At 36.2% G+C, this 15,464-nt stretch carries 14 protein-coding genes and 1 tRNA gene; 7 read left to right on the top strand and 8 right to left on the bottom strand.

Going from position 1 to position 15,464, the window contains the following annotated elements:
* The first annotated feature begins 21 nt into the window (after positions 1-21).
* From ACOH2D_RS01905 to ACOH2D_RS01880, 6 genes are all read left to right on the top strand, one after another.
* The gene (locus tag ACOH2D_RS01905) at positions 22-1,305 is read left to right on the top strand and encodes a DUF5686 family C-terminal domain-containing protein (protein ID WP_449534217.1); all 1,284 of its coding nucleotides are present in this window, start codon (positions 22-24) and stop codon (positions 1,303-1,305) included.
* Between the two features lie 51 nt (positions 1,306-1,356).
* Positions 1,357-3,765, top strand: coding sequence for an efflux RND transporter permease subunit (locus tag ACOH2D_RS01900; protein WP_449534216.1), 2,409 nt, complete (start codon positions 1,357-1,359; stop codon positions 3,763-3,765).
* 237 nt (positions 3,766-4,002) lie between these two features.
* Entirely contained in the window at positions 4,003-5,226 is a 1,224-nt protein-coding gene (locus ACOH2D_RS01895) for a T9SS type A sorting domain-containing protein (protein WP_348035991.1), read from the top strand.
* 285 nt (positions 5,227-5,511) lie between these two features.
* The gene (asnS, locus tag ACOH2D_RS01890; RefSeq protein WP_449534215.1) at positions 5,512-6,945 is read left to right on the top strand and encodes an asparagine--tRNA ligase; all 1,434 of its coding nucleotides are present in this window, start codon (positions 5,512-5,514) and stop codon (positions 6,943-6,945) included.
* A gap of 133 nt (positions 6,946-7,078) precedes the next feature.
* A complete protein-coding gene (gene rpoN / locus ACOH2D_RS01885; RefSeq protein WP_348035993.1) occupies positions 7,079-8,539 on the top strand; it encodes an RNA polymerase factor sigma-54 in 1,461 nt (486 codons plus the stop codon).
* Entirely contained in the window at positions 8,536-9,144 is a 609-nt protein-coding gene (locus ACOH2D_RS01880; RefSeq protein ID WP_348035994.1) for a hypothetical protein, read from the top strand. The genes rpoN and ACOH2D_RS01880 overlap by 4 nt, the downstream gene beginning before the upstream one ends.
* A gap of 251 nt (positions 9,145-9,395) precedes the next feature.
* Here ACOH2D_RS01880 and ACOH2D_RS01875 read toward each other — a convergent pair whose 3' ends face one another.
* The 8 genes from ACOH2D_RS01875 to ACOH2D_RS01840 all read right to left on the bottom strand — a co-directional run bounded on the left by ACOH2D_RS01875 (position 9,396) and on the right by ACOH2D_RS01840 (position 14,719).
* Entirely contained in the window at positions 9,396-10,100 is a 705-nt protein-coding gene (locus tag ACOH2D_RS01875) for a porin family protein (protein ID WP_348035995.1), read from the bottom strand.
* A 98-nt stretch (positions 10,101-10,198) separates the two neighbouring features.
* Positions 10,199-10,684 (bottom strand): ExbD/TolR family protein, encoded by a 486-nt coding sequence (locus tag ACOH2D_RS01870; protein ID WP_348035996.1) that lies wholly within the window; start codon positions 10,682-10,684, stop codon positions 10,199-10,201.
* 20 nt (positions 10,685-10,704) lie between these two features.
* Complete coding sequence (locus tag ACOH2D_RS01865; protein ID WP_449534214.1) at positions 10,705-11,310, bottom strand: ExbD/TolR family protein; 606 nt, start codon at positions 11,308-11,310, stop codon at positions 10,705-10,707.
* Between the two features lie 2 nt (positions 11,311-11,312).
* A complete protein-coding gene (locus ACOH2D_RS01860; RefSeq protein ID WP_348035998.1) occupies positions 11,313-11,765 on the bottom strand; it encodes a hypothetical protein in 453 nt (150 codons plus the stop codon).
* Between the two features lie 21 nt (positions 11,766-11,786).
* Positions 11,787-12,569 carry a MotA/TolQ/ExbB proton channel family protein gene (locus ACOH2D_RS01855; protein ID WP_348035999.1) on the bottom strand — a complete coding sequence of 261 codons (783 nt, stop codon included), beginning with the start codon at positions 12,567-12,569 and terminating at the stop codon, positions 11,787-11,789.
* Between the two features lie 190 nt (positions 12,570-12,759).
* Positions 12,760-12,847 (bottom strand) — tRNA-Ser (locus tag ACOH2D_RS01850).
* Between the two features lie 72 nt (positions 12,848-12,919).
* Positions 12,920-13,948 (bottom strand): asparaginase, encoded by a 1,029-nt coding sequence (locus ACOH2D_RS01845; protein WP_348036000.1) that lies wholly within the window; start codon positions 13,946-13,948, stop codon positions 12,920-12,922.
* Between the two features lie 3 nt (positions 13,949-13,951).
* Positions 13,952-14,719, bottom strand: coding sequence for a TatD family hydrolase (locus tag ACOH2D_RS01840; protein WP_449534213.1), 768 nt, complete (start codon positions 14,717-14,719; stop codon positions 13,952-13,954).
* A gap of 348 nt (positions 14,720-15,067) precedes the next feature.
* Here ACOH2D_RS01840 and ACOH2D_RS01835 point away from each other — a divergent pair, with 348 nt between their 5' ends.
* The gene (locus tag ACOH2D_RS01835; RefSeq protein WP_449534253.1) at positions 15,068-15,451 is read left to right on the top strand and encodes a retropepsin-like aspartic protease; all 384 of its coding nucleotides are present in this window, start codon (positions 15,068-15,070) and stop codon (positions 15,449-15,451) included.
* Positions 15,452-15,464: the final 13 nt, after the last annotated feature.

Here is a 15,464-nt window from a genome sequence, read left to right as displayed (position 1 = left end):
TAACATTTATCCAATCACTATATGCAAAAATACTGTGCTTATCTTTTTTTTATCGTTTGTATATGGTCAACACAGTCACAAATTCCAACTAAAACGGGAGACACACTAACCGTTGTAGAACAGGATTCCATCAAGAAAAGCAAGTTTTTCAAACAAATAGGGAATGGCTTTTTCCCCACTAAATATATAGATATTGACCTTCGTTATCTGATAAAATATAATCAACATGAAGGGATACGGACTGGCTTGGGAGGAAGAACCAATGACAACCTTTCTGAAAAATACCGAATGAACGGCTATCTCGTTTATGGATTTAGAGATCATACCTTTAAATATAGCATTGGCGGAGGTTTTAGACTGTCTAAAGATTCAGGGACATGGATCAACCTTGCCTATACTGACGATTTACAGGAAACGGGAAGCTCCACTTTTTTAACTGACAAACGTTTCTTTTCGTTTTTCGAGCCTCGATTAATTAACATTAATCTGTTTCATCATCATATTACCAAATCAATAGCTCTTGAACATAGGATCACACCGTATTTGTTATCCGAGACCCAATTTTCTAGAAGTAATGTGAACCCAACCTACAACTATGCTTTTTTGGTGGATGAAACCGCTTTTAAGGAATTCCGGATGAGTATTGCAAAAGTATCCTTACAATGGAATCCGTTCAATACTTTTGAAAACGTTGGTGATGAAGAAGTTCAAAAGGAAGGTTTTCCAAACTTTACCCTTCAAATGTCTAAAAGCTTTAAAGATGTATTAGGTGGCGATTTTAATTTTACTAAAATAGACTTTAGGACGATCTATAAATTGGAACACAATGCCGAGGGCGACTCCTTTACAGAAGCCACTTTAACGGGCGGTATTGCCATAGGCACAACCCCATTGACCAATTTGTACCATGCCTACCCTAACAACATCAACAAACTGACCATTTTAAATCGGTTTTCTGTCGCAGGAATTAACAGTTTTGAAACCATGTATTTCAACGAGTTTTTTTCAGACCGGTTTGCAACTCTTCAACTAAAGCATGCCCTGAAGCCCTTTTATGATTCGAAATTTAGTAAACCACAAATGGTCTTGATTTCCCGTTTTGCTTTAGGAAACATGAGTGATATTGATCGGCATCAAGGTATTACTTTTGGCACACTTAACAAAGGATATTCGGAGGGTGGACTTGAGGTGAACAAGATACTTTTTGGATTTGGATTAAGCTTTGCCTACCGATACGGCGCTTACCATTTACCAATATTTACTGATAATGTGGCCGTGAAGTTTACCTTCAATCTTACCTTATAGAGGCCTTTCAAATATTTTGTTTGTTTTACCTTTGCAGTAGTAAAATAAGCCATGTTTAAACTGTCTACAATAAACTTCTGGAAGGTTGCGGCAAGATTAATCTTACGCAACAGAATTATCATTCTTATCCTTATTGCTTTAGCGACTTTTTTCTTAAGTACGCAATGGAAGTATATGCGCTTTACTTTTACGGAAGCCAATCTGCTACCTGACGACAATGAAGTTAATATTACTTATAACGAATTCTTAAGGATTTTTGGAGAAGAAGGCAATCTTGTGGTGCTTGGCGTCAAAGATCCGACTTTGTTTACGGTCGAAAAATTAAATGCCTGGAACCGGCTTTCTGAAAGTTTCAAGTATTATGATGAAGTCGATGCTGTCCTATCCATAAAAGATTTAAAGAAACTCGTCAAAAATACTGAAAAAGAGAGGTTTGATTTAGAACCTTTTATCAAGGATTCTTTGACATCATTGGAAGAAATTGACAGCTTGCAACAAGAATTATTTCATAAATATCCTTTTTATGACAATTTCCTTTTCAATAAGGACACCCGAACCATCAGGACCGCCATTTATCTCAATAAAGATATTGTCAACACCTCGGCACGAAAAGATTTTATCGTCGATATTCTTCAACCCAAAATTGCTGATTTCGAAGCAAAATACAATCTGGATGTCCGAGTTTCAGGGATGCCATATATCCGAACCCTCAATTCTGAAAATATTGTGGGTGAAATCCCATTGTTTATTGGCGCAGCGCTTTTTGTAACCTCTTTCATTTTCTTTTTATTTTTCAGATCGTTTAGAGCCACATTAATCGCCCTTGTTGTGGTATGTATTGGGGTCATGTGGACTTTTGGTATTATTGGACTTTTGGGATACGAAATCACGGTGTTGACCGCATTAATTCCGCCGCTGATTATTGTTATTGGAATTCCCAACTGTATTTTCCTCATTAATAAGTACCAACAGGAAGTCAAACTTCATGGAAATAAAGTGAAATCCTTGCAACGTGTCATTACCAAAATTGGAAATGCCACTTTAATGACCAACGCCACAACAGCAACTGGATTTGCAACATTTATCCTGACAGAAAGTACGCTTTTAAAAGAATTTGGTATCGTTTCTTCATTGAGCATTATTTCTATATTTCTGCTCTCAATTCTGATTATACCTATTATTTATTCCATTTTACCGTCTCCGAAAGAGCGCCATTTAAACCATTTCAACCGACGCTGGATCAATAGTTTTACCAATTGGATACAAGGCATGGTCAAACACCGCCGCATCACCATTTACTTGACTGCGGTATCGCTTTTAACCTTGAGTATTATAGGAATATTTCAAATCAAAATTTCTGGAAGTCTTATTGAAGATATGCCTCAAAACACGGAGTTTTTCAGGGATATCCGCTTTTTTGAAAATGAGTTCAACGGGATTATGCCCTTGGAAATCATGATCGATACCAAACGCAAAAAAGGCGTCATGACATTGAGCACGCTCAAACGCATGAATGAGCAGGAAGATCTTATCATTGAAATTCCGCAATTGTCGAGGCCAATTTCTGTAGTGAGTCTCGTCAAATATTCTAAACAAGCATATTATAACGGTAATCCAAAATATTACCAACTTCCTACCAGTCAAGAAAACAGTTTTATCTTGTCTTATGCCAAAAACTCCAACACTGAAGCTGATATGCTAAAAAGCTTCGTAGATAGCACCGGTCGTTACGCCCGCATTACCACCTTTATGAAAGATATTGGCACGGATAAAATGGAACGTATTGAAGAAGATCTTCAAACTGAAATCAATAAATTATTTCCAGCCGAAAATTATAACGTGACCATGACCGGAAAGGCCTTGGTATTTCAAAAAGGCACTAAATATTTGGTCAAGAATTTAGTGATTTCCCTCTCTCTTGCCATTTTTCTGATTGCTTTATTTATGGCGTATTTATTCAGATCTTTTAGGATGATCGTCATTTCATTGATCCCCAACCTTTTGCCGTTGTTAATTACCGCTGGATTAATGGGTTATTTGGGAGTTCCGATTAAACCATCGACTATTTTGGTATTTAGTATTGCCTTTGGAATTTCAGTAGATGATACCATTCACTTTTTAGCAAAATACCGTCAAGAACTACAAGCGAATAATTGGAAAATAAAACAATCGGTTTATGGGGCATTGCGCGAAACTGGTGTGAGCATGTTCTACACGTCCATTGTATTATTCTTCGGATTTTCAGTCTTTACCTTATCGAGTTTTGGAGGAACGGTGGCTTTAGGAGCCTTAGTCTCTACAACTTTATTATTTGCAATGTTATCCAATCTGGTACTCTTACCATCCCTGCTATTATCTTTAGAAAAAAGTATTGCCAATAAAGAGACATTGAAGAAGCCTTCGATTAATATAATTCCTGAGGAAGATGACTCAGAGAATGAGTCCAACTTAAATTCATAAGAAAAAGTATAAATAGCTTATTACAAGTCTAGCCGTTTATAATCAAAACACCTTATGTTGACCTAAGGTGTTTTTTATGTAGAAAAATATCTTTGAAAGTGATTCAAACTTTCGATCAAATTCTCTAAAGATATCGTTTTTTTTCTCTAATTTTATAAGACCTCCAAATTCTGTATTATCCTGATTCAAAAGGCCTTACTGCATCTATATAAATTTAATAATCTTAAAACTTGAATTATGAAAAAACATATACTTTTCTTCGTACTCACTTTTTTATTAGGTCTGTTTACTACCTATAGTCAGGAATCGCTGACTCATAAAATTGTAGAATATTATGATTCAGACACACAAGTTTATAGTGAAGCTCTCAAAGAAGAATACACTTACAACTCTAAAGGAGAATTAGCAGAAACTAAAGATTTTTATTGGTTATCCATTGCTTGGATTCCAGCTTCAAAAATTCAATATACATATGACAATAACGGCAACTTAACGGAGACTGTTTTTTCAAGTTGGAATGATTTCACAAAAGCATACACCAACATATTTAGAGATGTACTTACCTACACTAACAATAAAATCATTCAAGAAATAACCTATACCTGGGATAATGGTGTTTGGAAACCAGAAGATAAAACAGATTTTGTTTATTCCGGAAATAATATTGCTTCCTTCAATTCCTTCGAATGGAACGGTACGCTGTGGATTAATGATGAAAGAGGCGTTGTTAATTATGTGGCGAACAAAATATCAGAAATTATTATTGAAGATTTCGAAAATAATATCTGGGTCTTGTCTGACAAAACTATATATAAAAGAAATGCATCAAGCGATAGAATTGAAGAAATACTGTTCCAAACATGGGAGGGAGTAGCGTGGAAAAATGATGATAAAATTAATTTTACAACAGACACCAGTGGTAATAGAATTACTGAAATCTATTCAAAATCTCCAGACGGCATTATTTGGGAGGAAAATGACAAAATAGATTATACTTATGATAAGACAATCTTACTATCAAAATATAGAAATCCATTTAACACCAATTCATATCAAAATGATGCTGGGCTTGATGATATAGCTCATTACAACAAATTACTAACTAGTATCACGAGCGAAAACACCAGTGCCCAAATACCTGTTCGAGGTGCTGCAACCTGGGAGATTGAAACGAGATCAACCTATTACTATTCTGATGACACTATGGATTTAAACGACTTAAGCGACTCTAATTTTGTAAGCGTTTATCCAAATCCCACAACAAACATGTTTAACATCAAATTAAGAGATCAAATTCAAGCCGACGCTAGCCTATTTGATATTAATGGTCGCAAAGTTCTGGAAAAGAAAATTCAAGCTTTGAATACCTCGCTTAATATCGAAGCCCTTAATGCCGGAATATATGTCTTGAAAATTTATTCAGATAATGGTTTTGCTACTAAGCGCATTACAAAAAACTAATAGTAATCATACATTTATATTGCAATTAAAATCTCCATAATTGGAGATTTTTTTGCTTTTATAATGACCTGCATGTTTATTTCGAAGAGTAAAGACACGAGAAGAATCAAGTTGAAAAAATTACTCTCTAAAAGATAGGAGAGACAGTAAACCAAAAGATCTCAGCATTGAATTGAACAAATTAGCGTTGCTCATGGATTTATACCTCTAAACACTTGTTTTTTCGTCATTAAAGATTGAAAGCCATGAGGCTTTTTTTATCTTTGCACTCTTAAATTTATGACTATGACATCTAAAACCGTTGCAGAATTATTAAAAGCAGATTTTAAATCGCAAGACATTGATATTAAAGGTTGGGTAAGAACCTTTAGAGCGAATCGTTTTATTGCTTTAAATGATGGTTCAACACTTCAAAACATTCAGTGTGTTGTGGATTTTGAAAATACGGACGAAAAAACATTAAAGCGCATTACCACGGGTGCTGCCGTTCATATTAAAGGCCAATTGATCGAAAGTCAAGGCAAGGGACAATCGGTTGAAATTCAAGTAGACAAAATTGTCATTTTGGGAGATTCTGATCCGGAAACCTTTCCTATTCAGCCTAAAAAACACTCTTTTGAATTTTTACGCGAAAATGCACACTTACGTACTAGAACCAATACGTTTAGTGCGGTAATGCGTTTGCGTTCCACATTATCATTTGCCATTCATAAGTATTTTAATGACAACGGATTTTACTATATGCACACCCCAATCATTACGGGAAGTGATGCTGAAGGTGCCGGCGAAATGTTCCGCGTTAGTGCATTGGATCCAAAAAACCCACCATTAACTGAAGACGGCAAAGTAGATTATTCTGAAGATTTTTTCGGAAAGGAAACCAACTTGACCGTTTCGGGACAATTGGAAGCAGAAGCCTACGCCATGTCCTTAGGTAAAGTATATACTTTTGGACCAACTTTTAGAGCCGAGAACTCTAATACCTCTCGCCATTTAGCAGAATTTTGGATGATTGAACCAGAAGTTGCTTTTATGGATCTAGCCGGAAACATGGACCTTGCTGAAGATTTCTTGAAATCAGTGCTAAAATATGTTTTAGAACACAACCGTGAGGATTTGGAGTTTTTAGAACAACGCTTGTTGGAGGAAGAAAAATCAAAACCTCAAGCTGAGCGTTCAGAAATGAGTCTGATTGAAAAACTGAAATTTGTTATTGACAATAACTTCAAACGCGTTAGCTATACCGAAGCCATTGACATCTTAATCGATTCAAAACCTAATAAAAAGAAGCAATTCAAATATCTTATTACAGAATGGGGTGCAGATCTTCAAAGTGAACACGAACGTTTCTTAGTTGAAAAACACTTTAAATGTCCTGTGATTTTATTTGATTATCCTGCCAATATCAAGGCATTTTATATGCGTTTGAATGAAGATGGAAAAACGGTTCGCGCCATGGACATTCTATTCCCAGGCATCGGTGAAATGGTTGGTGGCTCTCAACGTGAAGAACGTTTAGAAGTTCTTAAGGAAAAGATGAAAGCCTTGAACATTGATGAAGAAGAACTATGGTGGTATTTGGATTTACGCAAATACGGCACCGCAGTACACTCTGGTTTTGGACTTGGTTTTGAACGTTTGGTAATGTTTGCTACAGGAATGGGCAACATCCGTGATGTCATCCCTTTTCCAAGAACACCGCATAATGCAGAGTTCTAAATAACCCTAATGACCAGACAGGTTTTAGAAACCTGTCTGGTCTTCCTTAAAACGTAAAACTTTCACAAAACAATTTATATTTTTCACTTATATAGATTGTTTTTTCTATTTTTAGAGTTAAACCTTGATACGCATGCTTAAACAGTACTTACAGTTCAAATTATCACAAAAGTTGTCGCCGCAACAGATTCAGCTCATGAAGTTGATTCAATTGCCTACACAAGCATTTGAACAACGTTTAAAGCAGGAAATGGAAGAAAATCCAGCCTTGGAATCAGGAAAGGAAGAGGATGAGTTCGATGACAAGTTTGACGAATTTGACAACACGCAGGACGAGTACGAAGAAAACGAACAAATTGGCGAAGACATCAACATTGACGAGTATTTGAGTGACGACGATATTCCAGATTATAGAACTCAAGTCAATAATTACAGTGCAGATGATGAAGATCGAGATATTCCGTTTGCAGCGGGAACTTCTTTTACTCAATATTTGACCACCCAATTAAACACCTTCAGACTAACGGATGATGAGCGTGATATTGCCGAGTTTTTGGTAGGCAGTGTTGATGAAAGTGGTTATATCCGTCGCTCGCTAGCAGAGATTATGGACGATATGGCCTTTACGCAGAATGTGTTTACGGACGAAAAATCAATTGAAAAAGTACTCCATATAGTTCATCAATTGGATCCTGCAGGCGTTGGCGCACGCAACCTTCAGGAATGTTTGAGCATCCAATTACATCGCAAGGAAAAAAATCCGGATGTAGAGTTGGCTATTCACATTATCGATACTGCATTTGATCAATTTACCAAAAAGCATTATAAAAAATTAATTCAAAAATTTGACATCACTGAGTTACAACTCAAGGATGCCATTGATGAAATAGAACGTTTAAATCCCAAACCAGGAGGTTCTTATGCGGGTAATAACCGCATTGTAGAACATATCGTCCCAGATTTTGCCATAAAGATTGTGGATGGCGAATTAGAGTTGACCCTAAATGGCAGAAATGCGCCAGAACTTCATGTGTCACGAGAATACAGCAACATGATGAAGGGCTATAAGGAAGCCAAGGAGAAGTCCAAATCACAAAAGGATGCGGTAATGTTCATCAAACAGAAATTGGATGCTGCCAAGTGGTTTATTGAAGCCATTAAACAACGTCAGCAAACCTTATTTGTGACCATGAGCGCTATTATGCACTATCAAAAGGAGTTTTTTTTATCGGGCGACGAGCGTAAGCTACGACCGATGATTTTAAAGGATATTGCTGATGAAATTGAAATGGATGTTTCTACGGTATCGCGTGTGGCGAACAGTAAGTATGTGGACACACCTTATGGCACCAAATTGATCAAGGAATTCTTTTCAGAATCCATGACCAATGACCAAGGCGAAGAAGTCTCCACTCGAGAAATCAAAAAGATCCTGGAAACGGTAATTGAAGATGAAAATAAGCGCAAACCACTTACCGATGAGAAACTAGCTTCCATTCTTTTAGAAAAAGGCTACCCTATCGCACGACGTACAGTTGCCAAATACAGAGAACAATTGGACATACCTGTGGCACGTTTACGAAAAAAAATATGATACATTATCTTTTAAAAAGTATCTCTTACATTTTTCATCCATTACTCATGCCCTTATTAGGGGTCATTTTCTATTTTTCAAAAACACCACGTTTTATCCCAGAACCGGTCATCAGGGCAAAAGTATTTTCGATTACAATTTTGACCGTCATTTTACCTATACTGATATATTTCTTACTCAAAACCATTAAACAAGTGGAATCTCTCGAATTAAAAACGAGCAAGGAGCGGATAATTCCTTTAATTCTAAACGTTTTGATCTTGATTCTGATCTTGAAAAGAGTCCTGCCTTATGAGGAAATTCCTGAATTATATTATTTCTATTTGGGCATTTTATTCTCAACATTAGCCTGTTTGTTTTTGGCATTTTTAAAATTCAAGGCAAGTATTCACATGATAGGAAGTGCAGGTTTTTTTATGTTTGCGCTTGCACTCAGCATCCATTTCAAGATCAACATCAATGGAACCATAGCTTTAATGTGCGTCATCCTTGGCGCTATCGCCACGTCGAGATTACACTTAAAGGCACACACCAATGCAGAGTTAGTGATGGGAGTTTTTATAGGATTAACACCGCAATTGGTGTTGTTGAATTACTGGCTGTAGAGATTAGGTGACGAGATAAAATAATAAACCTGCAATTTTAGCCATTTCAATTTGCTCCTTTTTCTTGTCAAATCTGAATTCATCAAAACGCTCAGTTTCTATTAGATTGTGACTTTTAGAATTTAAATGCAAATTAAAATTCAGAAAAAAATAAAAAAGCTTAACCCTTCTTGTGTTGTTAATTGTGCTTTCTTTCTCTTATCTGCATTTCTTAGCGCTTCTTTACTTTGCTTATCTTCCATTAGGCCATTCTAAAGCACATAGAAGATCAATCCAACGTTGATACTGTTCATGTCCATGGATTTGCCGTTTAGCTGTGCAGTGTCCTTAAAAATAGGATTAAGACCATAATAAACACTAAAGTTCCAAGTAGAATAACCTGCGCTTAGGGTAAGACCGTATTGCAATTTGTTGAAATCATCAATGCTACTATGTTTAATATCGTCGATACTCCCCCTGAATTTTGATGAATTATTAATCACGTAACCAAATTTCACACCGGTATAAATACGCCAAAAGTTATAATCCTTGGCTGTAGAGGTGCGCCAACGGTATTGTAATGGCACTTCAAACAAATACGTCGTGAACTTATTTCTTTTGATCGCTATTTGGCTTTCATCAATAATTTGATAGTTATAATCGCCAGTAGCATCTTCAGAAATTAACATGTTTTGATTGTAGGAGTTTACGGAGAGTCCCAAACCGATTCCGAACGCTTTATTTCTACGTTCATTAAAAGGAAAATCGCGAATTACCCCAAAATGCATGCCGCTTGAAAATGCACTTTGTTTGATTTCATTTGGCTTATTACCAAGAAGATTATAGGTCACTGACAAGTAGAATTGATCCTCTCTGTACTTGTAATCCACAAAAGTGGTATCGACATCTTTAGGTTGCTGTGAAAACACCATTGAGGACATCAAAGAGAACATGACAATAAATAGAACGGTCTTCATACTACAAATATAAATGATATTGCTGCACTTTTGAATCTTGACCAAAAAAAAAGCATCCTAATAACTTAGGATGCCTTATAGACTATTTAACTGATAAACTAGTTTTTTCTGTTCGAAGAAACATCACCTTTTTTGGTGGTATAGTTTATTTTCAATGCATTCTCTTTTCTAAGTTCTTGCTTAACGTCACTGACAATACCCATATTGGCATTCTCATCCACTTTAAGAGCAACAGTCAAAAACGGAACAAGCTCCTCTCTTTTTGAGGCTCTTTCAGAGGCAATAAAAGATCTAATTTCGGATAAATCAGCAAATTTGTCATTTAATTGAATACGAGCTTCCTTACCGAATTTATTTTGAAATGCCTCAGTTGGTTTTCCAATATAAATATACATTACCAAATCTTTTTTATCAAGTTTCTCAACCTGGTCAGCAAATGGTAATTTATTTTCAATCTTCAGCGTAGTTTCACGCATTGTAGTTGCCACCATAAAAAAGAACAATAGCATAAATACAATGTCAGGTAATGACGCTGTTGATATTGCCGGTAATTCGCCTGACTTCTTTTTATTAAATTTGGCCATATTGATGTTTTTCTAAATTATTATTGAACCTCTGATAGCTTTTGAGGATATTCAAGCTTAATCCTTTCGATTTTCTCCTTAAGAGTTTCCTTATTTCCTGCCCAATTGACATCACTCAGATTGGCTTCCATTTGCTTCAAAGTTACACCATAAAGTTCCATAGCTCTTCTGTCTCTTAACTGATTGTAAGCTGCTACCAATTCGTTTTGAACCGAGATGTACATTGCGTACTTGGTCTCCCTCTCATTCTTTAACGAAATGATGGCTTTATCAGGATGGTCAGATGATGCTGGGTCCTTTTTACCATGACAGTAATCACAAGGTTTGCCATTGACATCGACACCGCCCCCATTATCCAAAAATTCAACGGCTGCTTTTCGCAAATCTTTAAGTTCCATCAACTGCTCTTCAACCATAAGTTGATTCCTTCCGTTAATAAGAACCGTAAAGATATTTTTCTCCCTAATGATAGGTGGAGTGACTTCTGAGTCATCTATCGGTGGTAATTTTCTGTTTAAACCTGTATCTGTTGTAATGGTAGTCGTTACCAAGAAAAAGATAAGAAGTAAGAATGCAATATCAGCCATTGATCCTGCATTAACTTCGGGTGCTGATCTTTTTGCCATAATTACTTAGTTATTTTTTTGACTCCTGATAATAACATTGCTCCAGCAGCAGCAATAATAAGGATATAAAATGCTACAAGTCCTGCGCCCACCAAGTGTGATTCACTTTCTGTAGCGGGAGCTCCGTTATACATATATTGAGACGCATCAGAACCACTAGACAATACATATGATATCACTAACACAGCTGCAAAAGCCCCTACTCCTATTAACGTACTTTTAATCGAAGCTGTATTTGTAAACAGATTCTGTATCACGAAAAACAAAACGAAAGCTAAGGTCATCGCAAAAATAATGTATGTTACATAAAGCATTGGGTCTATGATGGCGGTGTCGCCATCAAGCGCAGCAGCATTAATAGCATCATCACCCTTTGCAATTACCATCACTAAAAAGATGATACCTGCAAGACCGAGAAGCCCAGCTACTATTTTTAATATTTTGTGTGCTTTCATAATTTTATTTAATTGTGCGGTTTATTTTTTGTATCTCACTAGCAAATCCATCAAAGTGATAGATGCATCTTCCATATCGTTTACAATACTATCAATCTTAGCGATGATGTAATTGTAAAACACTTGAAGGATAATTGCTACGATAAGACCAAATACCGTTGTTAAAAGTGCTACTTTAATACCACCTGCAACAAGTGATGGTTGCATATCTCCAGCAGCTTCAATTTTATCAAAAGCCTGAATCATACCGATTACAGTACCCATGAACCCAAGCATTGGTGCCAATGCGATGAACAACGAAATCCAAGACACGTTTTTCTCCAACTGACCCATTTGTACACCACCGTAAGCTACAACAGCTTTTTCAGCAGCATCTAAATCTTCATCAGCTCTATCCAAACCTTGGTAATAAATAGATGCAACAGGTCCTTTTGTATTTCTACAAACTTCTTTTGCAGCTTCGATACCGCCAGATTGTAAAGCATCTTCTACATTCTGAACTAATTTTTTAGTATTGGTAGTTGATAAATTTAAAAAGATAATTCTTTCAATAGCAATTGCAAGTCCTAAAATTAAACAAAGCAATACAACGCCCATAAATCCTGCGCCACCTTCAATAAAACGTTTTTTTAATTCTTGATGAAACCCAAGGTCTTGTCCAGCAGCATTAGCTGTCGTCTCGTCCTGAGTTACTGTTGCAACCGTTGTAGTTGCCATTGATGCTGTAGCTGCATAGTTATTTGCACTTACAGTTCCGAAAGCCATGATTCCTGCAATGGCTAGGATAGAAAATAGTCTTTTCATTGTTCTGATCTTAATTTATTAGTTAAAGTGTTAAAGATATAAAAAAATTGTAATTAAAAAATAAAATTACGGAGAGTGTTTTTAGATCAATGTTGTTACCAACTCTATAATACTCCCCGTGATTAACAAAAAATTTCGATAACGAAGTTTGACCTCAATGTGAAACACAACCATCATCAAAATTAAGTTGCAGAGAGAAAGGGATTCGAACCCTCGATACCCTTTTGAGGTATACACGCTTTCCAGGCGTGCGCCTTCGACCGCTCGGCCACCTCTCTAAAATTTAAAGTTCATTTGCTTTGTCAAATAACGAAAAAATATATTGGCGTAAAAAATTTTATTCGTTAATTTTAAGACATTTCACCTCTTAATGATGTTTCGTATATGGTTTTGAACGATTTAGCAGAAATTTTTTCTCCCAACAAATACATCAATTTGGTCACTGCAGCCTCAGTTGTGATGTCTTTTCCTGAAATAACCCCTATATTTTTAAGCTGAGAACTGGTTTCATACTGTCCCATGATGACACTTCCGCCCGAACATTGGGTCACATTTATCACAGGAACTCCCTTTTTTATAGTTTTTTCGACCAAATCTGTAAACCAATTTTCGGTCGTTGTATTTCCTGCGCCATAGGTTTCCAATATGATTCCTTTAATATGAGGAGAGGAAAACATGCACTCCAACACCGTTTTTGAGATTCCCGGAAACATCTTTATTAAGGCAATATTGTTCTCCATTTTTTTATGAACCGTGAATTTTTTTCGGACATTAGGTTTAAAAAGATGTTCTTTTGACACTTTTAAATGCACACCAGACTCTGCTAAATCAGGATAATTTAAGGACTCAAAGGCTTCAAAGTGTTCCGCATTTATCTTGGTCGTTCTATTGCCTCGATACAGTTTGTATTCAAAATAAAGCCCTACTTCCGTAATGACTGGCTTCCCATGATGCTGCAAGGATGCCATTTGTATGGACGTAATAAGGTTTTCCTTGGCATCGGTACGTAAATCGCCAATGGGCAATTGAGACCCTGTAAATATGACTGGTTTTGCTAAGTTTTCTAACATAAAACTTAAGGCAGAAGCCGAATAACTCATGGTATCGCTACCGTGTAACACTACAAATCCATCAAAATCCTCATAATTATGTTCAATAATTTCAGCAATTTGAACCCAATAGTGCGGATTCATATTAGAGGAATCAATAGGCTCTTCAAAGGAAATGGTCTCGATATGGCAATCCAACAACTTCAATTCTGGAATATTTTTCAACAAATTACCAAAGTCAAAAGCTTTTAAGGCGCCCGTATCGGCATCTTTGATCATGCCAATGGTGCCGCCTGTATAGATTAATAAGATGTTGGGCTGAGTGTTCATAATTTAAACTTTAAATATCGCTTTAGAGTTTTCAGTAGTAATTGCGGCTATGACTTCTTGAGACAGGCCATAAAGTTCTGAAAGTTTTTCAAGTACCTTTATAATGTACGCACTTTCATTGCGTTTTCCTCTATAAGGCACTGGCGCCAAATAGGGCGAATCTGTCTCTAAAACAACATGTTCCAAATCTATTTGATTCAAAAACTTATCAATGCCGCCATTTTTAAAAGTAACCACTCCGCCAATACCTAATTTCATATTAAAGGAAATGGCGCGTTTCGCTTGTTCTATATCGCCCGTAAAACAATGAAAGATCCCGAATAGGTCATCCGATTTTTCGGTTTCCAAAACCTCAAAGATTTCATCAAATGCCTCTCTGCAATGGATAACTATTGGTAGCCGATACTGTTTCGCAAGCCTAATTTGGTGCCTGAAAGCCTCCTGCTGGATTTTTAAAGTGCTTTTATCCCAATATAAATCAATGCCTATTTCGCCAATGGCAACAAATTTTCTTTTAGATAGGAGATCTTCCACATGGCGCAACTCTTCTCTATAATTTTCCTTTACAGAAGTCGGATGCAATCCCGTCATTAAATGCACATGATTAGGAAAATCAGCTTCCAACCGAAGCATTGCTTTGGTATAAGACGAATCGATTGCAGGAATAAAAAAACGGGTCACGTTAGCTGCGATTGCACGTTCAATCATCACCTTTCGATCGTCATCAAAGGCGTCACTATATAAATGAGTATGGGTATCTGTAACAGTCATCCTACAAAAGTAGAAGTTCTTTTAGAAATAATCGTAATTTACCTGATAGAGAATAAGATCTCAAGATCATAATTTATAATTTCAGGATGAACTCTATTATGTATTGACGACATTGGTAGTTTGTCAAACTTTGAATCCATTAGTTTTGAGCTAAGATTAAACATCAAAATTGACACTAAAACAGTAAACAAACCTATTTTTATTATTTCATTGGGACCTTGGCATTTATAATTGGTCTATTTTTAGGATTTGAGAATTGAAAAACAAATGATAGATATGATTGACCCTAATAATACGCCGCTTGAGGATTTTCTTTTAGAAAAATGATATACCAAAGTCAAGCTTAAACTGACCAAAACAAACCATTTCGAAATCAAAGCAACTATTAACGGTGTCAAAGGCCTATTTATTTTAGATACTGGCGCTTCTAATTCGTGTGTAGGATTTGAGGCGATAGATACTTTTAAATTGAAAGCCAAGGACTCGGAGATCAAAGCCGCTGGAGCAGGCGCCACAGACATGTTGACCCAAGTTTCCAAGAAAAATAAACTTAAAATAGGAAAGTGGAAAAAAGACAAAGTGCCTTTAATACTTTTTAATCTAACTCATGTCAATACGGCACTTCTCAACTATAATTCTAAACCCGTAGACGGCATTATAGGCGCCGACATTTTAAAGAAAGCAAAGGCCATTATTGATTATGACAAAAAGTATGTCTACTTAAAGTTGTAATCGTCTTCCTTCG

Source organism: Gelidibacter sp., assembly GCF_053579655.1.
This window is presented reverse-complemented; position numbering and strand designations above follow the sequence as displayed.

Coding starts and splice junctions, on each gene's coding strand:
- ACOH2D_RS01905 (WP_449534217.1), top strand. CDS start 22: ATGCAAAAATACTGTGCTTATCTTTTTTTTATCGTTTGTATATGGTCA.
- ACOH2D_RS01900 (WP_449534216.1), top strand. CDS start 1,357: ATGTTTAAACTGTCTACAATAAACTTCTGGAAGGTTGCGGCAAGATTA.
- ACOH2D_RS01895 (WP_348035991.1), top strand. CDS start 4,003: ATGAAAAAACATATACTTTTCTTCGTACTCACTTTTTTATTAGGTCTG.
- asnS (WP_449534215.1), top strand. CDS start 5,512: ATGACATCTAAAACCGTTGCAGAATTATTAAAAGCAGATTTTAAATCG.
- rpoN (WP_348035993.1), top strand. CDS start 7,079: ATGCTTAAACAGTACTTACAGTTCAAATTATCACAAAAGTTGTCGCCG.
- ACOH2D_RS01880 (WP_348035994.1), top strand. CDS start 8,536: ATGATACATTATCTTTTAAAAAGTATCTCTTACATTTTTCATCCATTA.
- ACOH2D_RS01875 (WP_348035995.1), bottom strand. CDS start 10,100: ATGAAGACCGTTCTATTTATTGTCATGTTCTCTTTGATGTCCTCAATG.
- ACOH2D_RS01870 (WP_348035996.1), bottom strand. CDS start 10,684: ATGGCCAAATTTAATAAAAAGAAGTCAGGCGAATTACCGGCAATATCA.
- ACOH2D_RS01865 (WP_449534214.1), bottom strand. CDS start 11,310: ATGGCAAAAAGATCAGCACCCGAAGTTAATGCAGGATCAATGGCTGAT.
- ACOH2D_RS01860 (WP_348035998.1), bottom strand. CDS start 11,765: ATGAAAGCACACAAAATATTAAAAATAGTAGCTGGGCTTCTCGGTCTT.
- ACOH2D_RS01855 (WP_348035999.1), bottom strand. CDS start 12,569: ATGAAAAGACTATTTTCTATCCTAGCCATTGCAGGAATCATGGCTTTC.
- ACOH2D_RS01845 (WP_348036000.1), bottom strand. CDS start 13,948: ATGAACACTCAGCCCAACATCTTATTAATCTATACAGGCGGCACCATT.
- ACOH2D_RS01840 (WP_449534213.1), bottom strand. CDS start 14,719: ATGACTGTTACAGATACCCATACTCATTTATATAGTGACGCCTTTGAT.